This window comes from Aeromonas sp. L_1B5_3 (assembly GCF_963866575.1).
Lineage (GTDB): Bacteria > Pseudomonadota > Gammaproteobacteria > Enterobacterales > Aeromonadaceae > Aeromonas > Aeromonas jandaei.
In genome coordinates this window covers 1-1,784 of the sequence record NZ_CAWMDN010000081.1, presented here as the reverse complement: position 1 = coordinate 1,784, position 1,784 = coordinate 1, and the positions used below count along the sequence as shown (strand labels likewise).

The following is a 1,784-nucleotide window of genomic DNA, read 5'->3' as shown; positions in this document are numbered from 1 at the left end:
GTCCCGGTGAACGGTTACGGGGCCGAGAAGGCACCCGAGCTTGAGCTGGCACAGCTGACCCAGCGCTACGTGGGCTGGTTCCGCGGCACCGTCAACGGCGGCATGCAGATGGCCGAATGGGTCGGTGACTCCGGCGAGAACGTCATCGAGGGTGCCGGCAGCGACACCGACGAAGATGGCGTCCCGCAAGTGACCGCCGCTGGTGGCAAGCACGGCACCGCCATGGTGATGGCCACCAAGGCGCTGATCACCGAAAAATAATCAGCCACTCGCTGAATAGAAAAAGGGAGCCATATCGGCTCCCTTTTTAGTTGTGACGTCTGACGTTGGCAATGGTGTCACCCCAGCTTGGCCAGCATCGGCTTGGTCACCAGCACGATGCCCTGCTCGGAGCGGTAGAAGCGGCGGCTATCCTCGTCTGCATTCTCCCCCACCACCAGGCCGTCTGGCAGCTTGCACCCCTTGTCCACCACCACCCGGCGCAAGCGGCAACCAGCCCCGATCTCGACCCCGGGGAAGATCACCGCCTGATCCAGGGTACAGAAGGAGTGCACCCGCACGTTGGTGAACAACACCGAGTTGAGCACGAAGGAGCCGCTCACGATGGAGCCCCCCGCGAACATGGAGTTGATGGTCATGCCGTGCTGCCCGTTTCTGTCCTGCACGAACTTGGCCGGGGGCGACATGTTCTGGCTGGTCCAGATGGGCCAGTTCTCGTCATAGATGTCGAGCTCGGGCACCACGGAGGCAAGGTCCATGTTCGCCTCCCAGAACGAATCCAGGGTCCCCACGTCACGCCAGTAGGGTTTTTGCCCCTCCTTGGCCCCGACACAGGACATGTTGAACGGGTGGGCAAAGGCCTTGCCCTCCCCCACGATGCGCGGGATCACGTCCATGCCGAAGTCGTGCTTGGACTCCAGGTTGTGGATGTCCTCCTCCAGCAGCTGATAGAGATATTCCGCCTCGAAGATGTAGATCCCCATGGAAGCCAGGGAGACCTGGTCATTGCCCGGCATGGCGGGCGGGTTGGCCGGTTTCTCGACGAAGGCGCGGATTTTGCGCTGCTCGTCGATGTCCATCACCCCGAAGGCGGACGCCTCCGCACGCGGCACCTCGATGCAGGCCACCGTCACCTTGGCGCCGAGGCGCACGTGATCGAGCAGCATAGCGGCATAGTCCATCTTGTAGATGTGATCCCCCGCCAGCACCACTATGTATTTGGGGCCGTAGTCGCGAATGATGTCGACGTTCTGGTAGATGGCATCGGCGGTGCCGCGATACCAGTGCACCTCGTCCACCCGTTGCTGGGCAGGCAGCAGATCGATGAACTCGTTCATCTGATAGCGCAGGAAGGACCAGCCCGATTGCAGGTGGCGCAGCAGGCTGTGGGACTTGTACTGGGTGACCACACCCACCCGGCGAATGCCGGAGTTGATGCAGTTGGAGAGCACGAAATCGATGATGCGGAACTTGCCGCCGAAATGGACGGCGGGCTTGGCGCGGTTGTCGGTCAACTGCTTCAGGCGACTACCACGTCCCCCTGCGAGCACCAAGGCCATACTCTGATTCAATAGTTGCCGTGCTTTGGCTGTGTCTACGGGTTCTTGCAACATATTTACCTCTGCTCTGTTGGGGCTGTTTTCAACCCATCTTCGCTTTTTTCACAAACTATGAAAGTGTTTTCACTCACATTTAGTTGCTTTCCGCCGGTCCTTTTCACGGAGTTGCGTGAGTACTCATGCTTTGTGCCGGCGGCTTGGTTAGAATTTCGTAACTGTTCACCC

1 protein-coding gene and 1 pseudogene are annotated in these 1,784 nt (G+C 60.1%); one reads left to right on the top strand and one right to left on the bottom strand.

From position 1 onward, the window contains the following. A pseudogene (locus tag AACR93_RS05445) lies at positions 1-261 on the top strand (hypothetical protein); the annotation flags it as partial. Between the two features lie 77 nt (positions 262-338). Here AACR93_RS05445 and glgC read toward each other — a convergent pair. Next, the gene (glgC, locus tag AACR93_RS05440) at positions 339-1,613 is read right to left on the bottom strand and encodes a glucose-1-phosphate adenylyltransferase (protein WP_043852307.1); all 1,275 of its coding nucleotides are present in this window, start codon (positions 1,611-1,613) and stop codon (positions 339-341) included. Between the last annotated feature and the right edge of the window lie 171 nt (positions 1,614-1,784).